General features: G+C 36.8%; 12 protein-coding genes. All 12 read right to left on the reverse strand.

All coding sequences use genetic code 11. The features are described 5' to 3' along the window. Position 1 precedes the first annotated feature (1 nt). The 12 genes from SCB73_RS18350 to SCB73_RS18405 all read right to left on the reverse strand — a co-directional run bounded on the left by SCB73_RS18350 (position 2) and on the right by SCB73_RS18405 (position 22,821). Positions 2 to 2,473, reverse strand: a complete 2,472-nt coding sequence (locus tag SCB73_RS18350) for a polysaccharide lyase family 8 super-sandwich domain-containing protein (RefSeq protein ID WP_320567632.1) — start codon at positions 2,471 to 2,473, stop codon at positions 2 to 4. Positions 2,474 to 2,508: 35 nt separating this feature from the next. Further along, positions 2,509 to 4,842, reverse strand: a complete 2,334-nt coding sequence (locus SCB73_RS18355; RefSeq protein ID WP_320567633.1) for a glycoside hydrolase family 3 N-terminal domain-containing protein — start codon at positions 4,840 to 4,842, stop codon at positions 2,509 to 2,511. Continuing rightward, complete coding sequence (locus tag SCB73_RS18360; RefSeq protein WP_320567634.1) at positions 4,839 to 7,352, reverse strand: beta-galactosidase; 2,514 nt, start codon at positions 7,350 to 7,352, stop codon at positions 4,839 to 4,841. The genes SCB73_RS18355 and SCB73_RS18360 overlap by 4 nt, the downstream gene beginning before the upstream one ends. A gap of 54 nt (positions 7,353 to 7,406) precedes the next feature. Then, entirely contained in the window at positions 7,407 to 8,384 is a 978-nt protein-coding gene (locus SCB73_RS18365; RefSeq protein WP_320567635.1) for an alpha/beta hydrolase, read from the reverse strand. Positions 8,385 to 8,423: 39 nt separating this feature from the next. After that, positions 8,424 to 9,860: a sialate O-acetylesterase gene (locus SCB73_RS18370; protein WP_320567636.1), complete on the reverse strand. Its 1,437-nt coding sequence runs from the start codon at positions 9,858 to 9,860 to the stop codon at positions 8,424 to 8,426. 42 nt (positions 9,861 to 9,902) lie between these two features. Beyond that, positions 9,903 to 11,501, reverse strand: a complete 1,599-nt coding sequence (locus tag SCB73_RS18375) for a DUF4955 domain-containing protein (protein WP_320567637.1) — start codon at positions 11,499 to 11,501, stop codon at positions 9,903 to 9,905. 206 nt (positions 11,502 to 11,707) lie between these two features. Continuing rightward, the gene (locus tag SCB73_RS18380; RefSeq protein WP_320567638.1) at positions 11,708 to 12,838 is read right to left on the reverse strand and encodes a glycoside hydrolase family 88 protein; all 1,131 of its coding nucleotides are present in this window, start codon (positions 12,836 to 12,838) and stop codon (positions 11,708 to 11,710) included. A gap of 101 nt (positions 12,839 to 12,939) precedes the next feature. Beyond that, on the reverse strand, positions 12,940 to 14,637 hold the full coding sequence (locus SCB73_RS18385; protein ID WP_320567639.1) for a RagB/SusD family nutrient uptake outer membrane protein: 1,698 nt from the start codon (positions 14,635 to 14,637) through the stop codon (positions 12,940 to 12,942). Positions 14,638 to 14,658: 21 nt separating this feature from the next. Then, entirely contained in the window at positions 14,659 to 17,841 is a 3,183-nt protein-coding gene (locus SCB73_RS18390; RefSeq protein ID WP_320567640.1) for a SusC/RagA family TonB-linked outer membrane protein, read from the reverse strand. Positions 17,842 to 18,077: 236 nt separating this feature from the next. Continuing rightward, the gene (locus tag SCB73_RS18395; protein WP_320567641.1) at positions 18,078 to 19,616 is read right to left on the reverse strand and encodes a sulfatase family protein; all 1,539 of its coding nucleotides are present in this window, start codon (positions 19,614 to 19,616) and stop codon (positions 18,078 to 18,080) included. A gap of 188 nt (positions 19,617 to 19,804) precedes the next feature. Further along, positions 19,805 to 21,556, reverse strand: a complete 1,752-nt coding sequence (locus tag SCB73_RS18400) for a DUF4955 domain-containing protein (protein WP_320567642.1) — start codon at positions 21,554 to 21,556, stop codon at positions 19,805 to 19,807. A gap of 8 nt (positions 21,557 to 21,564) precedes the next feature. Then, entirely contained in the window at positions 21,565 to 22,821 is a 1,257-nt protein-coding gene (locus SCB73_RS18405) for a glycoside hydrolase family 88 protein (protein ID WP_320567643.1), read from the reverse strand. Positions 22,822 to 23,154 lie beyond the last annotated feature (333 nt).

The following is a 23,154-nucleotide window of genomic DNA, read 5'->3' on the forward strand; positions in this document are numbered from 1 at the left end:
ATCAAAAGTTTAGTTTCTGAGTTACCGGTTTCCCTGACAATTTCCCTTGTGGCAATTCAAATACAAATGATTTATTATTGAAGGTTACTGTGATTTGTTTCAAATCTTTATTCATTTGCGGATCTTGAACCGAAATTACATTTTCCTTACCTTTCAATTCTATTTGCACAATACAAGGATTGGATACCACAATACGAACTCCTTGTTGATTTAATTGAGTATTTCCATCATAAAACACAACTTGTATCAGATTACTGTCCAACGATTTAACCGCTTGTATTGAAGTATCATTTTGCAACACAACAAATGGAAGCGTAGCTGTCGGATTGTCTTTTCCGCAGTACACAACATAGCCGTAAGTGTCATTTTTTACCTCACGGCCGTGATCGATCCAAAGTCTCAGGATATCTACACTGGCAGGTAAATCTTTTACCGTTTTGTTTTGAATATTCATTTTTAGCCAGTCGGCTGATTTTGTTTCACAGGTATAATAGGCCTTTTTACTGTATTGTGGTAAAACAGTGTAAGCGAATTTATCCTGTTGTTTTATCCAGACAGGCTGACCTTTATCAAAAAAGGACTGAACTCCAGATTTCACTTTTTGCCATGACCCATTTTCAAATACTACTACATCATTCTCTTTAGCAGTTTGATCAATGGTTGTACGAATAGTGCCTTCCAACTCAGCTCGAAGATTGTTTACGCCTGCACCCAAAGCAATAAGATAATCGCCCTGCATGAAATAAGCCTTATGTACTTGTACGCCATAAATACATTCGTTTTCATTTTTATTGGTTCCTTTATCGTTCACATCATCCCTATCTGAGGCGTTCTCTTTTTCAAAAACAAAACCGGCCACTGCATTTTCGCCTCCTGAAGTAGCACTTCCGGAAAAATTAAATTTACTATTATACCCTCTCCAGTTTGTAACTGGTTTGATTTTTTCCATTCCTTCCCGGGCAGTCACACCTGGAGAAGCGGTAACATCCCAGCCACCATATATTTTTCGGTATTCAGTTCCGTTACGTTGAAAAAACGTCATGCCATCATCGTTAAAAAAGTTATAGCAATCGGCAAAATTGGTAGCACTTTCAATTCCATCACATCTGTTCGAAGCCATATTCACCATAATATGGTAATCTGGATTCTTCTTCATCAAATCATCATTATTAAAAAACCATCGGGTACCATTGTAAATCCCAGCCTCAAATTGCGACATATTAACAGTTTTCGCATTAGCTTCCTGTATAAACTGCTCTATTTCTTTTTGTTCTGAATCCGTAAAAGAAGTTTTCCAGTCTTTCATCAAACTTTTGGCAAGTCCCAATGAAGGAATAGTACCACTGCCTCTTCCATAAACCGATGAATAACGATCCAGGCATGGAAGTTCATTTCCTTTATAATGATACCAATTCCCTCCCTGAAAAAAATTGATTAAAGTTTCTTTATTTTCCTGCGTTAATTTTTTCTCCCATGGTGAGCCTTTCAGCATCACCAACATATTCAAAGCATTGTTACCTCCGTCAATCGGATATCCCCAGATCAAGCTCTGCTTACCATGCCCCCATCCTGCACCATCTGCCGTAAAGCCTTCTATCCAAAACGATTCATTATAGGTTGACTGAGAGGTTTGACTGATACCTCTTTGGCATACTTCTGACAGTAAATCAATCATAGGAATCGACTTGTACATAAATGCTGTAGGCAACAATGAACGATACGCCAGCGCATTGCCTCCTACCCACCAAACATGGTTTCGGAAACGTTCAATCTGCACCACATTATTATCCGTTGCATCGTTGCGGAAAGGCTGTGTCCAGCACTGCAAAGCCACTTCTTTCAATACCAAACTGGCATCATTTAATAATGGATTCTTACTTTTTCCGGCTTCCACTTGATCCATTTGTTTCAGCAGAGAAAAATAAATATTCACTGCCGCCGTTGGAATAAGAAAACAAGAGGCATGAAACCTCGGGGCTGCGTTGTTGCGCCCCATTTCTAGATTACCATAGTGGATGATGGCTTTATAAAATTTGTCAACCAATACCTCTTTTTCTTTCATTTCGCCAAGACGATATGCATCTGCAATTTTCCAAAGGCGGTTAATTGCTTCCGATACTACAGGAACGATCACTTCTCTTTGTAATTCTCCTTTGTCTAGCAATATTTTTTCATCTGCAATCCTTTTTTCCTGCTGTGCCAGATCGGTAAATTGACCATTTTCGCCAAGCAAGGTTAAACATTCCTGACTGCTCTTTTTCATTTCATTCGCTAGTTGATTATAGCGATACGGAATTTTATTGAATCCTTCACGGTACTCTTGGATGGATGCTTCTTTTTTATCATCCTTGACTGATTTAGCTTGTGTGGAATATTTTAAATAGTTGTCGTATGCCACTTTACGCTCGGCTTCTTGTGCCTGACTACACAGGATTGTGCTGATTGCGCATAAAACAAAAAATAGTTTTTTCATATTAATTATCCAATTCTATTACTCTTTGCCTTAATCTATTTTTTTAATACTAATGCGAATTTGTTTGTAACGCCATCCACACTATTTCCTCCAACAAATATTTCAAAATCTCCCGCATCTACTTTTCGTTTCAGATTCTCATCCAAATGGCTTAAATCTGATGGATTTAATGTGAAGGTTACAGTTTGCGTTCCTCCGGCTGGAATACTTACACGCTGAAATGCCCTCAATTGCTTAGGAGCCTGGGTAATATGCTTGGTATGCAGATTGGTAAAATACAACTGTACTATTTCATCGCCATCTCTATTACCCGTGTTGGTAACATTTACAGACAACTGTATTTTTTCATCTATTGAAAATTTATCCTTTGCAAATTTGATATCACCATATTGAAATGTGGTATAAGACAATCCGAAACCGAAAGGATATAAACAGTAATATCTATCTTTAGAAACAATTCCGGCAACCTTAGTTTCAGGATACTCTGCAACACTTCCTTCCCTTCCATAAGGACGGGTAATTTGTGTCAACGGAATTTGCCCTGTATGCCTTGGGATGGTAACGGTAGTCTTGCCCGATGGGTTCACTTTCCCTGATAGTATTTCTGCCAATGCATTTCCTCCTTCTTCTCCAGCAGGAAACATAAGTAAAACAGCATCTACTTTATCGATCCAGTTCAACATGGTTACAGGTCGGCTATCATCCAACACGACAATCACGGGTTTACCTAAACTGCTTATTGTTTTTATAAGTTCTTCCTGAACCCCCATTAAGTTTAAATCAATGCGATCTTGCGATTCACCACCAGTTACACTATATTGTCCTCCCATCACCAACACGGTTATATCCGATTGTTTCGCAATATTGACAGCTTCTTCAAAGCCTGATGTATCAGTATCAGTAAGAGTACAACCTTTAGCATAACGAATAGTGGCTGTCGAACCAAAAAGATTTTTTATTCCATCTATCGGGCTAACACCAGGCACTCCGGCGGATGAATAACCTCCAAATTGAGCCTTGGCGGCATTCGGGCCGATAACAGCTATATTCTTAGCGGTCTCCGCGATAGGCAATACATTGTTTTTGTTTTTCAAAAGTATAATACTCTCTTCTGCTGCTTTTTTTGCCAATGCTCTAAATTCGGGAGCATTACATAATTTGGCGGCTTGAGTAGTATCTTCAATATAAGGGTGTTCAAACAGCCCCATCTCAAATTTCACACGGAGGATGCGTTTTACACTTTCATCAATTACCGATTGGTCAATATTTCCTTTTTTAACCTCCTCTATTAATTCTACATAAGCTTTGTATCTGGGTAAATCTACATCTAAGCCAGCCTTGGCACATATTACAGCAGCTTCTCCCCTAGATTCAGCAATTTTGTGCATACCCATTGTATGTACTACTCCACTCCAATCAGACACAGTATAGCCTGTAAACCCCCATTCTTTACGTAATAAATCAGTGAGCAGCCATTTATTGGCGTGACATGGCACTCCATCTATGGCATTATAGGCCGCCATTAACGATTTTGCATGGGCTTCGGTTACAGCAGCTTTATAAGGAACTAAATGAATTTCTCTTAGTTCTCTTTCACTCAATGAAACATTAGCTGCATCCAAACCATTAGAAGGCACAAAATTTGCGGCAAAGTGTTTCGGTGTGCAGATAACTCCATTTTGTTGTACATTCTTGATAAATTCAACAGCAAAACGGGAAGCTAAAAAAGGGTCTTCCCCATACGTTTCTTCCATCCTCCCATGGCGTGGATCCCTTGCCAAATCAAGTACGGGACTCAATGCCTGTCTAATACCCCTGCTATAGGCTTCTTTTCCGATAGCATCTGTTATTTTTTTCATCAGTGGCAAGTCCCATGTACAAGAAAGTGCAATAGACTGCGGGTAAATAGTAGCGCCAAAACCTTTCACACCGTGCAACGCCTCATCATTAATAAGCGTAGGAATACCCAATCTTGTTTCTTCTACAGCAACTTTTTGAATTTCATTGACTGTTTTAACTCCTTTCGCAGCATCCATATCGGTTGTAGGACAACTAATGTGACCGGTACCATGGGACTTCATTTGCTGACGGATATAATCGATTGAATATACCCCACTGCTTTTGAATATTTCGTCTCCATCTCCCAAGCGCAAGGCGCACATTTGATATACTTTTTCTTCGAGAGTCATTCGCATAATTAAATCATTTACACGTTTCTCGACCGGAAGAGCGGGGTTTTTATAAGGCAAAATTTTGGTCGCAGGTTTTGTTTGTGCAATTACCACTCCATTAAAAAGCAAAGAAAAAATAACTGTTGACAATATAGTTGACGATAAAAATTTCATTTTTTTTGTTTTATAATTTTTCATTTCACCATGTTTTTTTCAATCGATACTTGGTACCTGTAAACCGGAACAATATCAATTTTCTTTACTTTAGCCTTCAACTGATCGTCCAATGTTTTTTCTAAACTGCCCCAATAAACATCGAATTGTTTATCTACAGGCAATACCTGAATTAATATAGGAGCAGTTGTATTTTTTGATATGTAATTCAATCTGAACTTGCAGATACCATTATAATTGAACTGGTCATAAACTAATTTATTACCCTGATACATAGTCATATAATCACCATCGTAATTTACAGCCACTTCCCAATCAACCACACCAGCAGTTGGCTTACAGCTGTAAGTCGATTGATACAATTGCTGATTCGGCAATGAATGAAATGTCGCTTTGTATAAAGCCCCAGGCTGCAACGGTTTGAATTCTTTTGATTTTTTGAATGCCGTTAACATCGAGTCTTTAAATTTTTGGGCTGCTTCAATATTAGTATCAACGAATGGCATAAAATTTACAGCAGGTCTGTTGACAATGGAAGGATTCAACATAAATGAGCCCAACAAATTATCAGTATTAATTTGCTTGCAGCTTATATCTTTTGAAATTGATTTAAGCACTATATCAGCACTTGGATATGCTTTAACCTCAATCTTACCATCCTTACTGGCAATTTCAAAACTCAATTGATGGTCTGATTCCTCTCTTAACAAAGCTTCGGTAAAAATCAATGCTTCTTGTTTATTACCGTAATTAATTTTGTATGCCTGTAAAGCCTGTTCTCTGGTAACAACAAGTACTTTAACCAATTCGCCATTTTTACTTGTTACTTCAAAATAAAAATTACCTTCTTGTTTATCGCTGGTTACAATTCCGTCTTTTTCATTCCAAACACAGCCTTTCAGAGCGCTTACTTTTTTAATGGCCGTATTATCAAAAACCATTTCCGGATTGATGGCATCTCTAAAAAAAACAAACGTTTTTGTTTCACCATTATTTAAAATAGAAAGTGGCTGTACGGTAGCATATTTCAACAATACGCTTTGCATATCCAGCTTATAAGGCCAGACTACATAATGGTTGGCAGGAAAAGTAATGGGCTTTGCCGGAACCGTTTCCGTTGCTGTCCCATCATTTATACTCAATTGAAAATCTTTAATTTCTGGCAATGAAACCAGTCTTTGGTAGTTCGAAAGAAAGATAAAACCTTTGCCGTTTTTTGAACGAACAGAAGACTGTACTGTATCTTTTGAAACCATTGAACGTTTTAATTTAGCAGGGAAATAAGGTCGTGTTTCTGCTAGTCTATCGCCATAATCCTTTACGAAAAGATTCATTAATTTTAATTCAGAAAAAGATGGCGCCGGTATTCCCATAGCGCCCAACGGAGCCTGAAAATCGTAATTAAGCAACGGCATATCGTTAGGATAATTGGAAACCCTTGATTCCTGAAAACCGTAGTCATTTGCCCAATCAAGAGGAGTAAAACCTCCATGAAACATAAAATACCCAAAACCGTTCAAACCTGCCGCTAATTTTGTAAAAATATTGGCTGCTACATCAGCAGCAGATACATCTACGCGCCTGTGATAGGTTTTCTGCATACCAGATCCCAATTCGGCAGAGATTAATGGATAATTATTGCGAACTTTTGCATCAACTTTACCCAACAAATCACTTCCTATGTCATCATCGGCTTTCAGTGGCTTAATGAAATACACTCCCTTAATAAACGGTTTGGTAGTTGTGTTCCAAGGACTATCTGGATAACTGCCAAGGCTATAGAAAAATTCATCCTGATTATCAGGACCCGGAGCAAAACCACTATAATAAGGAACATCCATTCCATCAGCAATTGCCATATTTTTCAATGTTTTCATATGCTGGTACTCAGGGTCATTTTTAAAATTCATCTCATTTTCCAGTTGAATTCCAATAATTGGTCCGCCTTGCTTGAAATAAAGTCCCTCGCATTGTTTTGCTATTTGTTTATAATATGAAGCCGAATAACGCAAGTATTCCGGATCGTCTGTTCGTAGTTTTATGTTTTTGTTCATCAGCCAGTCCGGGAAACCTCCATTCTTAATTTCGGCATGTACCCACGGGCCTATTCGTATCCACACAAGCATTCCGTGTTTTTTGCACAATGCCAAAAACCTGTTGAGATTATTATTTCCATTCCAATCATAAACACCTTCTTTGGTTTCATGAAAAATCCAAATAATATAGGAACTGATTACCTCGACGCCTCCTGCCTTCATGGCAATAATTTCCTGTTCCCATTGATCAGCCTTGTACCTTTCATAATTAAATTCTCCCATAACAGGAAACCAAGGTTTCCCATTGCGCAATAGGTAATTACCCGTATAACCCAAACTTTCACCATTTGGTCTCACACTAGTTCCTCTTTTAATATCCGGGGTTACTACTGCGGCATTATTGCTTTTGATCTTTATATCATATTGCAAACGATTTTGTGCTTGCATGCCGACACAAGAAATATAAATTATACATAAAAGAAAAAAAAGTCTTTTCATTTTATCATTTTTGGTTTTGAATCTCCTTTTTATTGTCATTGAATCGTATCGATTTTATTCTTTTTTCAAATTGACTGTGGCTTCTGTTGTAGTTTTAATCAAATCATTTTCAGCTAACCATTTTTCGCAGGCATTTGGCCAATTTTTATTGGTTCCCGCAATTCCTAAACCAAAACCATGTCCGCCATTTTCATACAAATGCATCTCGACCGAAACCTTATTTTGCTTTAATGCCAAATAATAATTGATGCTGTTTTCAACCGGCACCGATTTGTCGTCGGTAGCATGCATTAAAAATGTTTTTGGTGTGTTTTTGTTAACCATTTTTTCATTCGAATATTTGGCTACCATTTCATTGCTGGCGTTTTTGCCTAATAGGTTTTCTTTTGATCCACGGTGCGTAATTCCGTCTTCCATAGAAATTACCGGATAAAGCAAAATAGAGAAATCGGGACGTGCGCTGGTTTTATCTTTAGATTCATACACTTTATCGTTATAATGTGTTGACAAAGTAGAAGCCAAATGTCCTCCTGCAGAAAACCCGAGGACACCAATTTTGGAGACATCAAGATTCCATTGGTCAGCATTTCGGCGTAAAGTTCTTATCGCTTCCTGAGCATCCTGCAACGGACCAATTGTTTTGTTTTTCATAATACTGTCACTTGGAAGCCTGTACTTCAAAACAAAAGCCGAAACCCCAATAGACTGAAGCCATTTGGCAACATCATCGCCTTCTTTTTCATGCGACAAAAGGGCATAACCTCCGCCAGGACAAATAACAACCGCTGTGTTTTTAGCTCCTTTGTTATCTGCTAAAAATATTTTCAGAGTCGGTTCCGTAACTTTTCTGATTCCCGTAATATTTCCAGATTCATCTCTTCTCGGGTCTTCTTTATAACGTTTAGAAGTTATGGCATCCGGGATTTTATCCCATAATTTTATTTCTTTGCTTTGCGAAAAAGAAGAAATACTCATTCCGAAGAATAAAATTAATGCAGACGTTTTTTGAGATGAAATAATTGATTCGGTCATAAAATTTGATTTTGAAAATATATTTTTTCAATTAGACAATTATTCCCAATCATCAGTTCTAAAACTGCTGGCTGGAAATCCTTCGGTGTTGAACAAATCGCCAATCACAAAATCTTTAAAGGCGTACCTCACCGCTACAGGATTAGGAACCTCTTGCGATGATACAGTTAAAACCCCTTTTGTAATTACTGCTTTTGCCGGATGAAAAATTTTATCTTCTCCCGCAATTTCAAAATTGCTCAGAGGCTTACCATAAGAAGTAAAACCGTTGGGCGTATTGCTGAATTGGACAGTAGCCACATTTCCTGCAAAACTTACCGATTCATAAATTGGTGAAGCGTAAGGAAATCCCTTTAAAGCATAGGTTTTGGCAAGTGCCATATACGCCAGACGTTTTCCAACCGTTTCCTTATCCCAAGGATGAATGAAAATTTCATTACCAATATCCAATGTAACCACCATACCGCTGTTTGGGATTACTGCCAATGCTTTTCTTTGGGCATCTCTCAAATAAGCAGAATTCAGCTTTGGATCAGATTCGATAGGTTTGTTTTTGTACGGAGCAATCTGCACATAGTAAAACGGAAGATTCTCATTATTTGATTTTGTTCTCAGCATTTTTACAAAAGCAGGAAACAAAGTTTCGTATTGTTTTGGGCGATTATAATTGGTTTCTCCCTGATACCAGATACAGCCTTTAATAGTGTAGCCAAGAACAGGATGCAACATCGCATTATAAACCGCAGTAGCATTTTTATTGTCAATTTTTTGTGAGGCATCGGTTTTAGATGGAAACGAGTTAACATCAGGGAATGGTTTCAATGCTTCTTCATCCATAAAGCCTTCTACGGGAGTACCACCATAACTGCTGCACACTAGACCAATTGGCACTTTTAACTTAGCATACAATAATCTCCCAAAATAATAGGCAGTAGCGCTGAAGTTGGTAACCGATTCTGGTTCAGCTTCATTCCAAATAGCCTTATTAGAATCATCCTGAACCGCTCTCTCAACTGCTTTTGGAACGGTGTACAACCTAATTTTGTCATTAGCCGAATTAAAAATCGCATCGCCTGAACCAAGAATAGGCTGATCTTTGAAGCCCTTCATTGGCATTTCCATATTACTTTGTCCGCTGCAAAGCCAAACTTCACCAATCAAGACATTTTTGATCGTAATGCTATTGTTGTGTTCACTTATTTTTATCTCAAAAGGACCGCCTGCTGCAGGAGTATCAACATTTGCTTTCCACTTTCCGTTGGAATCTGCTGTAACTGTAATCTTCTTTTTATTCCACGATGTAACAAGACTAACTTGAACTCCAGCTGTACTCCAACCCCAAATAAAAGGATGCGATTGTTGTTGCAGCACCATATTATCCGAAAATAAATAAGGAAGTTTGATGGCACTAAAAGCTGTACTCCCGAAAAAAGTAAAGCAAATTAGGCAAATAATTAGTTGTTTTTTAAGTTTCATGATTTTGATTATTCTTTGAATTAGTCTGTTAGTTTAAACATTTTAAAAGGTTCCAGATTTACTCGTTTCCTTAATCCATTTGGGTAATTTTCCCAATCTTAATTTTAATTGTGCTTCGTATAATGAAGCCGGATCAACAGCTGTACCAATAGATTCAGATTGTCCTAATTGTTCCAATTTAAAAGAAGTTCCTTTGCTTGTAAACCCTACAATTATGGGATTCGGAATTCTCCACCATTCAGATACTGCCGAGGACGGCCAAAATTCAAAATCCTTAACAGGTTCGTTGGTTTGTTTGTAATTCCAAAGAACCAAGCCTTGCATATGGTTGGGCATATTTTCTTTTGCACCGCCACCACGGCCATTCATTAAACCGCCTTCTACACCATCTAGCAATGTGTTTCGTGGTTGGCTCGAATGCGACTCAAAACTTGTAGTTGCAGGATAAGTACATTTCCAAATTACAGTATTCATGGTTCCACCAGTAGTTCCAAAAGAATGCCATTGTGAAGCTTCATCAACGCATTTAGCAATCAATACATTAGTAGAACCTCCGGAGCTTATCGCTTCATGTCCCGCATTGCCATTTACTAAACAATTTAAAACAGTCACATTAGCACTTTGCGAAATCGTTGCTGCAGCATTGCAATCTGTAAAACGACAATTTTTCATCCATGAGTTTGTTGTTCTTTGAATTCGAAGCATGGTATAGCCGCTATCATCTTTCCAGGAACGGTGGTGTACAAATTTTTCTGTCCAGTTCCCTACAAAGGCAATGTCTTCTATTCCAACTTCTTCACTATTTGAGAATTTATAAACTTCCCATTTATATTTTGGGTTAATCTTATATGAAATTGGCGCATTCAGTGTAAGTACTTCATTTTTTATATTTTTTATCTGATAAAAAACTTTGACACTTATTCCTTTTTCTATAAGGTTAGTCCATTCAGGTTCTGCCTTATTGTTTTTTAATTCAGCTGCTATTAGAACTTTGTTATTATCCAATAATTTTAGTGCAATCCAATCTCCTGTTTGCAGACCTTGAGTTGTATTTACCTGAATTGTCAAATCACCAATAGAAGCTGCCTCAGTAACCTGACCTATTTTTTTATCAGAACCAGAGCTGGTAAAAACAAATAATGGCGGAACAGTCCACATTTGAGAAGGATTTGCGGGCTGAAGATTGTTTTTCGTGTACAACTCCGTTCCTTCAGGACCAGAACCGCTTCCTCTGAAAATAATATGCCCTTTTTTTGAAATAATAGAATTGGCCGCATCTCCCTCTTCATTAACCAAAAATCTTCCTTTTGGAAAAAAAACAATTCCCGAACCATTTTTATTAGCCGCATCAATTGCTGATTGGATTGCTGTTTTATCTGAAATATCATCATTAGGTTTTGCACCAAAAGAAGTAACATCAAAAATTTTATAATTGGTTACATTTGGGATTTCTTCTTCACCCTGATGATAACCGGCATAAGAAAAATCAGGCAATACATTTCTGTCCTTCTTATACTTTTCAAATATTTTGGCTTCTTTTTGGGCAAAAATCGCTGTTATGGCAAACAGATTCAAAAGAAGAATTAATCCCTTTCGAATCTGTTTTTTTATGCCATTGTACATTATAACAAATCCTTTCATGATATCAATATTTAGGCTTTTTAATGAAGTGTTTTTATTTAAAAAATTTGTATTGACTCGTTTACTAGTATCAGTAAAAAACACATAGAACATAACTTTAAAGTTCTATTTTTAACAGTAAGAGATGTTGTTGCAGCTAGACAAAAAAGCCTTTATAAACTAAAAAACTATGTTTCTATGTGCTATATTTAGAATCTCCCCAAAGATTATAAATACCATTTTTGATAACGCAATAATGCTTCCAGAAAATAATAGTCAGCATAGGTAAGCGGAACGTCTATTTCACCGTTATGCGGAATCGAACCTACGCTGTGCATCAGCAAATAACCTCCATTCTTTCCTAATTCGGCTCTATATTTTGGACTTGACAATGATGTCAAAATCGTTTTGGCAACATCAACATAATTCTGCTTTTCTTTCCCCGAAGTATATTGTCCCAATTCCAAAAGTGCTGATGCATAAATCGAAGCTGCCGATGCATCGCGCAAAGCATTCGGAATATTTGGCGCATCAAAATCCCAGTACGGAATCTTATCAGCTGGTAAATGAGGATTGTTCAGTATAAATTTAGCAATTTCCTGCGCTTGTTTTAAATAAACAGGATTTTTGGTAAAACGGTACATCATGGTGTAACCGTACAATGCCCATCCCTGTCCCCTGCTCCATGCGCTGGAATCAGCATATCCCTGAGCTGTAACTTTCTTAAGCACTTCTCCCGTCTTTAAATCATAGTCAAGCACATGATAACTGCTGTAATCAGGCCTGAAATGATTTTTAATGGTCGTGTTGGCGTGAGTTTCTGCAATATTGGCAAAACTTTTGTCTGCACTGTGTTGGCTCGACCATTCCAGCATTTCCAGATTCATCATGTTGTCAATGATAACCGGGCCTACAAAACCATTTTTTTTATTTCTCAATCCATCATCGCTGACTTCCCATGATTGAATTACTTTTGCATCAGGACGATATCTTGTAGCTAATGATTTTGATGACTGAAGAATCACTTTTTTGTATGCTTCATTTTTTGTCAATCGGTAAGCGTTTCCAAAACTGCAATACATCATAAAACCTAAATCATGGTTTTTGGTGTAATATTTTACCGTATCCAATATGGCCAATCTCTTTTTGGCTTCATCGAGGATCAACGGCTTTTTTGTATATTCATAAATATACAAAAGTGTCCCGGGATAAAAGCCACTACACCACCAGTAAGCATCAGAACTAACATTGTGATTCTTCTCAAATGTTTTAGGCATTGAGTCTGATGGTGTGGCCTTCTCCAAAAATTGATATTGCTTCTCGGCAAAAACAAAATTATCGTGGATCATTTTTTTCATTTCAAAATGATCCGTTTTATTATCTTTCTGAGCAAATATTGATAAGCTGCAGAAAGATAATAGTATCGGAAAGTATTTAATATTTTTCAATTAATGGAATTTTACCAACCTGGGTTGTTTTCTGTTATTAATTTATTCGACAGTATTTCTATAGAAGGAATAGGAAACAACAAGTTTCTAGGAGTAACATTAAGTCCCGCTATCTTTCCATATCGCTGATCTCCTATAGACAATGGTCCAGAAACCGAAGGAGCTGCTGCCATTTCTGCTCCCACAGAATTCATTGTAGAAACAAATTTATTCCAACGAATCAAGTCATAACGGCGTAATCCTTCAAAACATAATTCACGCATACGCTCATCTTCAATAGCTTGTTGAAAAGTTGCTTTATTAAGACCTGTAAAATCAGCCACCAAACTTGGTATACCAACTGGAAGTCCATAACCTCTTCGACGCACTTGATTCATTGCTTCATAAGCAGCAGCAGTTGGACCATTTACTTGATTTTCTGCTTCTGCAAACATCAAAAGTACATCAGCATATCTCAAGACAGGAAAATTGATTCCAGTTTGGTTTTTATCTTTAGGACTAAGCAATTCATACTCTCTTCTCCATTTTGCAACATCTCTACCAAATTGAACCGTTTTTGCAATGGCTGTTTTAGTAGCAACATTTGTTGTATTGTTTATAGTCCATGTGTACGTAGTCAGATTCCAATCACGTCTTAAATCTTTTCCTGTAGCATCATACTTATTAAATAAGCGAGATGTTCCTTTTACAAAGCCGTAACAATATCCTATACTGTTATATAAAGGAGAATTGGCTGCTGATGGTGTCATCGTGATACCAATTTGGCTTCCTAAACCTCCCAGATCAAAATAGCCATCGGCACGATTTCCTTTAAATTCAACTTCCCACATACATTCCTTTGTATTATAAGCTTCTCTCGCAGCATTTATAAATATTTGACGGTAAGCGTTATTAGAATTTGCGGGAATAGACGGTACTGTTTCGTTAAAGCTATTATAAGCAGCATCCGTACTATAAGTTGTATTTAGAGCATGTTCACCTGAGTCGATTACTTTTTTAGACCAGCTTAAAGATTCTGCATACTTTGAAGCATCATTTAATGGATATCCAGCCATTTGCAAACATACTCTGGCAAGAATTCCTTGTACTACCGTTTTTGAAACACGACTTGGGTAACCAATAGCCGATGAAGTACTTACTTTTGCTTCAGCCTCTTTCATATCTTTCAATATTTGAGCATAAACCTGAGCAGTTGGCGTTCTGGCTATTTGAACTCCATTAGGACTCGTAGTTGGAGTCAGTCTTACTGGCACATCTCCAAATCTGGTAACCAGCATAAAATAATAGTATCCTCTTAGAAACAAGGCCTCACCTAATATTTGCTGGCGTTTGTCTTCATCCATTTTTGGCAAATCTATATGCGCAATTAAATCATTGGCTCTGTTAATTCCGGTATATAAATCTGTCCACAAACCTGCTATATTGGCATTGGTCGGATCAAAATTATAAACCTGAACACCTGTAGTCTGGGCAGAACGGGCATAATAGCCTTCATCAGAACCTACTTCATTAATCACATTGATATTATTTCCATAAAGGTTAACAGAACCTAAAGGGTCATAAACCCCAGCTAAAACCTGAGTTAAACCGGCTTCATCTGTATAATATTGTTCTGCGCCAATTTTATCGATTGGCTCTTCATTTAAAAAATCTTCACAAGAGCTGGTAAACATTGCTACCATTCCTAATAATATATATATCTTTTTCATTTTGAAACTAATTTAATGTTGTTAAAATGTAATATTGGTACCAAGAGCAAAAGTACGTGCACGAGGATAAGCAGAAAAATCGAATCCAGGTGTTAACACTGATCTATAAGTATTTACCTCCGGATCTGGACCCGTATATTTCGTCCAGGTTGCTAAATTTTGTCCTGAAACAAAGAATCGCAATGATTTTAAGTGCCATTTAGCTACCAATTTTGAATCGACATTGTAACCCAAGGCAACTGTCTTCAATCTTAAATAAGAACCATCTTCAACATATCTTGATGAATATCCTCCACCGAAAAACCCTTTTGGACGGAAAACATCAGAATCCTGATTTGTTGGAGACCAACGGTCTTCATACGATGCAGCTTGATTGAAATTTCCATAATTATTTGCATTTCCATCAAATAAAATACGGTTGGCATTCAAAAGATCATTACCATATGACCATTGGAAGAAAATGTTCAGATCAAAACCTTTGTAAGTAAAATTATTACTGAAACCGCCGGTATTTTTTGGCAAACCATTTCCAATTGTAGTATAATCTTTTGCATTCACAACTCCGTCACCATTTTGATCTACATATTTGATATCTCCTGGCTGAATAGCAGCAGCTGTATTTCCATTTGTCGCAATTCCTGTTTTTAACTTATAAGGATCTGCTGTTGTACCACTGCCTGTAAAATCTGAAATTTGATAAACACCAGCCCATTGATAACCGTATATTTGTCCTAAAGGCTCTCCTACTTTTGCTATATATGCGCTTGTAGTTCTCCAATTCGTATCCCAGTTAACAACACTTTCCATTGTATTTTGGCCTTCACCTAAGGCAATCAATTTACTTTTATTAAAAGCAATATTAGCAGTTGAAGTCCATGTAAAATCTTTTGTAACGATATTTCTGGTTGTCAATGTCAATTCCAAACCTTTATTTTCTACACTACCTATATTTTTGAATGCTGTAGCAAAGCCTGTATTAGGAGGAAGTTGTGTATTCAACAATAAATCTTTGGTTGTTTTTTTATACACATCTGCATTGAAAATGATTCTTTGGTTAAAGAAACCTAAATCAATTCCTGCATCGATTTGTTCTGTAGTTTCCCATTTCAAATCAGAGTTTCCAAGTTTTTGAGGTATAACTCCAGGAACATATTGATTGTTAAAAGTGTACGTATTTACTATTGGATTGAAGTAATAAGTAAGATAATCATATGCCCCTACACGATTGTTTCCAGTTTGTCCATAGCTGGCGCGCAGTTTACCGTCTGATATTGTTTTGTTGTTTTTTAGGAAATTTTCTTCTTTAAATTTCCATGCAACTGCTGCTGACGGAAAGTACCCCCAATGGTTTTCTGTTGGAAATTTTGAAGATCCATCTGCTCTAAACGATGCCGTAATCATATACTTAGAACCATAGTTATAATTTACTCTCGTTAAAAAAGAAGCCATTGTCCATTCTGAATTCGTTGGATCTATTCTTGTAGGAACTCCTTGTCCAAATCCATCAAACATCAAAGCCTCGTTAGGCAATTGCGTTTCTCCATAACCATGAGTCCAATCTTTTCTTTGTTGAAGGGTAAAACCTCCTAGAACAGTAAATTTTGATTGTCCATAAGTTTTATCCCAAGTCAAAGTATTTTCATTCAGCCAGTTGCTATAATTGATATCTGAAATTTTTCCCTGAACTCCACCTACACTTCCTGGACGACCTTTTGATGTTTTAGTATTGTAGAATTCGCTTCTTTCCAATCTGCTTTCATTGATTCCAAAAGTGGATCTTAATTTGAAATTTTTAGCAAACGAATACTCAACATAGCCATTTATTCCAAAATTCTTTGTCTTACTAACATCATAAGTGTTCTGAAGATTAATCACAGGATTGATTCTGTAATCACTTGATGCGTTCATATCCGGGTCTTGAAATGAATCTTCTAAATCAAATACTTCAGAAGGAACAGGTCTCATTCCCCAAATAGAGGTCATAAGATTGGTAGTTGCACCATTTTCCCCTCTGGTTGGATCTTGTCCGGTCTGTTCCAAGAAACTATAATTTGAATTAACACCTACTTTTAAATTATCAGTAATATTATAATCAAGGTTTATACGTCCTTGGTATCTTTTATAATTTGAGTTCAACAAAATACCATCCTGATCCAAAGCTGAAACAGAAGCCGCATATTTCAATTTTTTAGTTCCTCCTCTTACGGCAAAATCATTACTGCTGTACAAAGCTGTGCGGCTGGTCAAATCCTGCCAATCAATCCCCTTCACAGTTTTATAATAATCAAGTGTTCTGCCTGGTTTAGTAAGGTAAATCTCGGTTGGAGTTTGTGGCGAACCAACAGCTGAAGTAGGAAGAGGGTTAAAATCTAATTGGTATTTCACGTATTCATAAGGATCCATTAAATCCATTTTATTCAACATATCCTGAACACCGGTGGTGCTGTTAAAAGTAAATACGGGCTTACCTTCTTTACCTCTTTTGGTTTGAATTACGATAACTCCATTAGCTCCTCTTGCACCATAAATAGCCGTAGCCGAAGCATCTTTTAAAACATCAATAGATTCAATATCAGCCGGATTGATTACGTTATTGTTTGGATCTTCAATCAAAAAACCATCAATAACATATAATGGGCTATTGGCCTGGGTAACCGAGTTGTTTCCTCGAATAACAATATCAACACCAGAACCCGGTCTACCATCTGCCGAAGTTACCTGAACCCCTGCAACACGACCTGCCAATGCATCGTCGAAAGAGCGAACAGGAGCTTTATTGATGTCTGACATAGATACACTCGAAACAGAACCCGTCAAATCTTTTCTTTTTACACTTCCATATCCAATTACTACGATTTCATCAAGATTGCTGGTCGATGATTTTAAGGTAACGTTTATAGTCTTTCTCTCGCCAACAGTAGCAGTTGAAGTATCAAAACCTATATAAGTGAAAACCAATTGATCTTTCGATTCAGCTTTGATGCTATATTGTCCTGTATAATCAGTTAAAACGGCATCTTTAGTTCCTTTTACAGTAACAGTTACTCCGGGAAGCGGATCTTTGGCGTCATCTATAACAGTTCCCGATATTACTTTCTTTTCCTGTGCCTGAGCAAAAACCGAAATAATGATCAAAAAAATACCAACAAATAAATGTCTCAAAACCTTCTGGGAAGGCTGGTATTTTAAATGTAATTTTTTCATAATTCTTAAATTTTGTTTGGTTAAATGTTAGTTTAGTTTCATTTTGATTTTCGCTTAATTTTTGTTGTTTACGAAAACGTTTTCTGTCATGTTTTTTTTTCAAATTTACTCCGGTCTGATCAATTTGAAAGAGGAATATTTTCCTTTTTTGGATTAAAATCCTCCTTTTTATGGGGTTTAGCTAAAAAAGTCCTTTTTTTTTATTTGTAGCGTTTTTTATTGCAGTTAAAATTACATTATTGAAAATTTTTGGCCGAGGTTCCCATAATTTTAGATAATTCAGCCGCTAAAATTTTCGTTTTTTCTGGCATCTCCTGATCCAAATTATGTTTTTCAGCTGGGTCTTTGCTTAAATCATATAGCTGTGGTGTCTCCTGAAGTCCTGTAAGCACATTTTTATCTGCTAACCATGATGGAGATGGTTGTGCTTGTGGTGCAATATACTTCCAGTTTCCATTTCTTATACTCATAGTAAAAGCCTCTTCAATCAAATATTGTCTTCCTTTTTGGGATTTTCCTAGCAATGCATTAAGCATATCAGAACTATCAACTGCTGTCTCTTTATTTTCGATTTTTGCGCCTATCAATTTTGCAAAAGAAGCAAAGAAATCAACCTGGCTGATTAACGCATTACTTTTAACTGGCTTAATTTTATCGGGCCAATACATGATTGTCGGCACGCGGGTGCCGGCCTCATAAGCACTGTACTTTCCGCCTTTGAAATTTCCCGCTGGTTTATGATTCCCATTATTTACCATTGACTGATCAGCATAACCATCGTTCAAAACAGGGCCATTATCGCTGCTGAAAACTATAATCGTATTTTTTTCAATATTCAGCTCTTTCAGTTTATTCATTATCTGGCCAGTAACCCAATCCATCTGAACAATAGCATCACCGCGAGGTCCCATTTTTGTCTTTCCGACAAATTTTTCATTTGGAGCCCTAGGTACATGAATATCAGGTAAAGCAAAGTACAGGAAAAATGGTTTGTCTCTATTGCTTGCAATAAAATTACTCGCCTTTTTAATCAGGATATTTGGAAACTCTTCATCTTTCCAATACGCACTATGTCCGCCGCTCATATAACCAATACGGCTTATACCATTTACAACCGTCCCGCTGTGTTGCTTGTCGGCGATCATTTTTAAGAATACTTCATCCTCCATTCCTGTCGGGTCTGATCCTATTTTTTTATCATAGCTCACCCTTATTGGGTCTTTGGGATCTAAATTGACAACTTTATGGTTTTCAACAAATACGGTAGGAACCCTATCAGCGGTTGCTGGTATAAGGAAACTATAATCAAATCCTATTTCTAACGGCCCTGGTTTAATGACTCCGTTCCAATCTGGACTGCCGTTTCCTAAACCAAGATGCCACTTGCCTACTACTGCTGTGGCATATCCTTGTTTTTTAAACATATCGGCAATCGTTTCCTGTTCTGGATTTATAATTAATGGAGCGTCGCCGGGCAAAATAGTTGCGTTATTTCTAAAAGCATAATTTCCGGTGAGCAAGGAATATCTTGACGGCGTGCAGGTCGAAGCAGTACAATGAGCATCGGTAAACTGGATTCCGCCTTCTGCCAATGCATCAACATTTGGAGTTTGAACCTCCGTTGCGCCGTAACAACTCAGATCGCCATAACCTAAATCGTCTACATAAATAAATATGACATTGGGTTTCTTGACAGTTTCATCTTCTTTTTTGGGCAAACACGAAACAGATAGTAGCATTAAAAAAGAATAATATAAAAAAAATGTTTTTTTCATAAGGCGAGATTTTATGGTATAAAAAAAGGCTAATACTAGCCTTTAAATTAAATTTCAATATTTCTAAAATCGATAGTCAAATTATGATTCAAATGTACTTTTATACAAGTTAACATAAGATGACAATCTTCCTTTTTTAGATTGAAATATTCCTTTTATTTTCTCTTTATAATCTATAAAGTCCTCGCTTAATTGCTTTTATGAATTCTCATTTTTAATTGTGCATCGTATAATGACAAAGGATAAACTTTTCCCTTATTAAAATTTTCGGTATAAATCCATTGGTCTTGGGTATCTGCTTTATTGCCATTTATGGTTACTTCAAACTGGGGCTGGTAAACTCCTGCCAAAATACTTTTTGGATACATTTGATGACTTAAATTATCTTTGACCAAACCCTTTACAGGAGACTGCCAGCTAAAAAACATCTCTGAATCCTTATCATTAAAATCGGCCAATTCAATATTCCACCAAGTGTTGAAATTTGCTGTATGTGGCAGATTGTTTGCCGCGCCGCCTCCGCTGATTTTATTGAGCCCTTTTATATTTTCGAATAAATTTTCCGATGGAGGAGAAAATCTTCTATCACTGAAACCATGAAAATCAAACAAGCCTGGTTTTCTGCTTATAGCCTTATAAGCAACATTTCTGAAAACATTGCCGTAAGCATTTCCTTCACCGCTCAGTACATGTGTAAAACTATTTTTGAAATTCAGGTTCTGGATCAAATTATCGCAGGCATGGCTATAAATCTTCACACCGCTATGGCCATCAAAACCCATAAAATCAATACTGTCGATGGTAATATTTCTGCTGTCCAGCAAATAAAGCGGACTGGTAAAATTTTCCAAAGTCACATTTTTTATCCAGCCATTGGCAACTCTGCAGAAATTTATCGCATTCCAGCCGTAATCCATCTCATGGCTTTGATATTTATCTCCTCCTTCGCAACCGTGATGGCAATAATACCCAGCCCAGCCTGACTTTATATGGATATTTTCTATCCCGATTTCGCTCAGCATTTCTGCCTTTGCCACAACAGGCTTATATTTTAGATCAAAATCTCTTCGCAATGGCTGCTTTAAAGTAATACTGTTTTTATTTATGCTTTCAATTTGGACCAGCCATTGATAAGATGGCGCACCGCTTGGCCCCGCGCTTTTTGCTGATGCTTCAAAATCATAAAATGCTGCAATTGGACTGATGATGCTTTTGATCAATGTACCGTCATCATCGCTGTTGTATAAACCCAACAAAACGTAATCATCAGCGCTCAAATGTTCTGTGCTTTTTAACGATAAAGTTTTATCACCTTTCTTTGCATTTTTAATGATTTGCGTCAAAATTTTTTCTTCCTGAATTTCTTCACTTACAACACCAGCACTGGTAGAAATTACCTCCGATTTTTGGGCTCCATTTTTAGGGAAATCGATTCCCCAAAAACTTTGTGTGGTCTGCAATTTAGTTCCGGTTTGAATCAAAGATGGAGATAACCACGGACTCACATCGTCTTGTGTCAAAGGACAGCCATCGAAAAAAACTGTTTCGCTTTTGCCAGTACCCTCTCCTCTCAAGACGATATTGCTATAGTCTATTTTTAGAAACTGCTTTTCCCTCGGATTCATATTAAAATAATAAATTCCTTTTGGAAAATATAAAACACCACCGCCAGCAGCACCAACTTTATCAATCAGTTGCTGTACTTCTTTGGTTTGGTCCTTCATTGTGTTTGCCTTGATGCCATGTTGTGTTACGTCTATTATATTTTGTGTAATCTCTGGCAATGGTACTTCTCCATAATGATAACCTGCATAGGAGAAATCGGGGAGCTCGCATTTTTGTTTGTTCTTTCTAAACTCTTTAAAAATCGCAGCTTCTTCTTGCGCAAAACATGAAAAACTGACAGTTAGCATAAACATGCAAAACAAAATCTTATTCATATTATTTTTTATTGCAATGATAAGTTATTTTCTAATCTTTTATATCGCAATAAAGCTTCCAAGTAATAATAATCGGCATAATTTAATGGTACGTCAATTTCACTATTGTGCGGCAAACTGCCGACAGAATGCTTGATTAAAAAATTATTATTCGTATTTGGAATCGCTAAATAAGCACTACTGCTCAGCGATTCTATAATTTCGACGGCATCAGCTTTGTATTTTTTTCCTTTTTCTTTAGACAAATAAGTACTTATTTCCAAAAGCGCCGAAGATACAACAGCAGCTGCCGAAGCATCTCGAGGAACTGGATTGCTGTATTTTTCTTTTTGATAATTCCACAACGGAATGTAGCCTTGCTGATTAACGTTGAAATCCCACAACGGAATTTTGTCTTTTGGCAGACTTTTATTATTCAAAAAGAAATCAGCCAATTTAATTGCCGTATCTAAATATTTCTTGTCTTTCGTTTCTCTATACATTATGGTAAATCCGTAAATTGCCCAGGCCTGTCCTCTCGCCCAAGTCGAATTGTTTGAAAATCCCTGACAGGTTTCTCTGTTTAAGACAGCTCCCGTTTTTTCATCATAATTCACAACGTGAAATGTACTGTAATCAGGTCTTATATGATTTTTCATTGTAGCATTGGCATGTGAAACTGCTATGTTATAATAAAGAGGATCACCTGTTTCTTTAGAAGCCCAAAAAAGCAGCTCCAAATTCATCATATTATCAATTATTACAGGATATTTCCAAAGCGTTTTGCCGTCCCAGGACATGCGCTGATCCCAAGATTCAATGCACTTTGTTATAGGGCTGTATCTGCTGGCCAATGATTTTGCAGATTCGAGAAGTATATCGCGATACGTTTTATTTCCTGTTAAGCGGTAACCGTTACCATAACTGCAATACATCATAAATCCCAGATCGTGCGTACCTTTATTAAACTGATTGTCTTTTAAGGTTTCTGTCCATTTAATAGCAGCTTGCTTCCACTTGTCGTCTTTTGTATATTCATAAACATACCATAAATCTCCTGCCCAAAAACCACACGTCCAATCTTTTAGATCTGTACTCTTTAAACTGCCCTCAGCTGTTGCTGTACGTGGATAAAGATTATAGTTTTTTTCAACGTTGATCATATCTGAGTACATAATTTCAGCACGATTAAAGCTTTCATTGATTAATAAATCGGCAGAGTTATCTGCGCTGGAAAAAGCCAAAAGTAAAAAAGCACAAGGCACGACCTTTTTTAAAATACTCATAATTTATTAATTTAGTAAATCTTTTGTGTATTGACTTATTTTATTTTTCCCCTCAAAAAAACTGTAATTCAAAATAGTTCAATCAAAAAAATTATCTCTTATTATTTTCCAAAATTGAGCTTAATTAAAATAAAAGCAGATTAAAATTTTCCTTAATAAGTGTAATAATTTCCTTTTTTTGTCTTTTTAATATCACAGACAATCCACAAAACATTAAATATCAAAAAATTACTTTTTTAAAATTGCTTTTTCAGGTGTCATAGTCTTTTAAATTGCTAATTCTTCAAGGCAATGTTTCTTAAAAAACTTGCCCAAAAAATGCAGATAATCAGC

Origin of the sequence: Flavobacterium sp. KACC 22761, assembly GCF_034058155.1 — a bacterium.
Classification (GTDB): domain Bacteria; phylum Bacteroidota; class Bacteroidia; order Flavobacteriales; family Flavobacteriaceae; genus Flavobacterium.